This window comes from Streptomyces flavofungini (assembly GCF_041028215.1).
Taxonomy (GTDB): Bacteria; Actinomycetota; Actinomycetes; order Streptomycetales; family Streptomycetaceae; genus Streptomyces; species Streptomyces flavofungini_B.
Window position 1 is genome coordinate 1 of the sequence record NZ_JASKYR010001161.1, and the last position, 1,501, is coordinate 1,501.

The 1,501-nt window shown below is 74.8% G+C and carries 2 protein-coding genes; both read left to right on the plus strand.

What is annotated here, in order from left to right; translation table 11 throughout:
• On the plus strand, positions 1-797 hold a 797-nt coding region (locus AB8Z36_RS39365; protein WP_369218162.1), incomplete at its 5' end, for a sensor histidine kinase.
• Entirely contained in the window at positions 779-1,435 is a 657-nt protein-coding gene (locus tag AB8Z36_RS39370) for a LuxR C-terminal-related transcriptional regulator (RefSeq protein WP_369218163.1), read from the plus strand. The genes AB8Z36_RS39365 and AB8Z36_RS39370, both read left to right, overlap by 19 nt.
• The last annotated feature ends 66 nt before the right edge of the window (positions 1,436-1,501 follow it).

Below are 1,501 nucleotides of genomic sequence, written 5' to 3' on the forward strand. Positions count from 1 at the left end.
CCGCCAAGCTGTGGCTCGTCGGCACCTACCCGGCGGCCTGCGCCACCGCCCTCCTCGGACTGGCCGCCCTGCTGCTCCTGGCGTACCCGCTGGGCGCGTACGCCACGGCGCGGGCCGCGTTCGCCCGGCTGCTGCTCGCCCCCCGCGACGCCGAACTCGCCGCGAGTCTCGCCGAGGTCACCCGGTCCAGGGCCCGCCTGGTCGACGCCTTCGAGGCGGAACGGCGCCGCATCGAGCGCGACCTGCACGACGGGGCGCAGCAGCGCCTGGTCGCGCTGACCATGAGCCTGGGGCTCGCCCGGCTCGACGCCGCCCCCGGCACCCCGCTCGCCGCACAGCTCGCCACCGCCCACGACGAGGCGGGCCGCGTCCTGACCGAGCTGCGCGAGCTGATCCGCGGCATCCACCCGCAGGTCCTCACCGACTACGGCCTCGCCACCGCCATCGAGGACGCGGCGGACCGTTCCGCCGTACCCGTGGAAACGGACGGTCTTGAGCTGCCCCGGCTCCCCGAAGCGGTGGAGAGCGCGGGCTACTTCGCCGTCCGCGAGGCGCTCGCCAACGTGGGCAAGCACAGCCGGGCCGACCGGGCCCGGATCACCGCCTCGCACGTCGACGGCGTGCTCCGGATCGAGGTGCGCGACGAGGGGCGCGGCGGCGCCGACCCCGCGCACGGCACGGGCCTGACCGGACTCGCCGACCGGCTCGCCGTCCTCGATGGCACACTGACGGTCACCAGCCCGCCCGGCGGCCCGACCGTCCTGTCCGTGGAGATCCCGTGCCGAGCCGCAGCCTGAGAGTCGTACTCGCCGAGGACAGCGTGCTGCTGCGGGAGGGGCTCATCGGTCTGCTCGGCCGCTTCGGGCACGAGACGGTGGCGGCGCTGGGCGACGCGGACGCGCTGCGGGACGCCGTGTCGGCGTACGAACCGGACATCGTGGTCACCGATGTGCGGATGCCGCCGGGGTTCAAGGACGAGGGGCTGCGCGCGGCGGTCGCGCTCAGGGCGGAGCGGCCCGCGCTGCCGGTGCTCGTGCTGAGCCAGTACGTGCAGCGGGCGTACGCGGCCGAGCTCCTGGACACCGGGGACGGCACCGGCGTCGGATATCTGCTGAAGGACCGGGTGGGCCAGGTCGAGCAGTTCATCGAGGGGCTGACGCGGGTCGCCGAGGGCGGGACGGTCGTCGACCCGGAGGTCGTACGGCAGTTGCTGCGGCGCCGGCGCGACCCGCTGGAGCAGCTCACCCCGCGCGAGCGCGAGGTGCTCGCGCTGGTCGCCGAGGGGAAGTCGAACGCGGCGATAGCCGCCGGACTCACCGTCTCCGAGGCCGCCGTGGGCAAGCACATCGGCAACATCCTCGCCAAACTGGACCTGCCCCCGGCGGACGGCACCCACCGCAGGGTCCTCGCGGTGCTGGCGTATCTGCGCGACTGACGCCCGATCCGAGGTGAACGAAGCGTGCGGAACGGGCGACGGCCCCGTCCCCCGTTCGTACGAGCG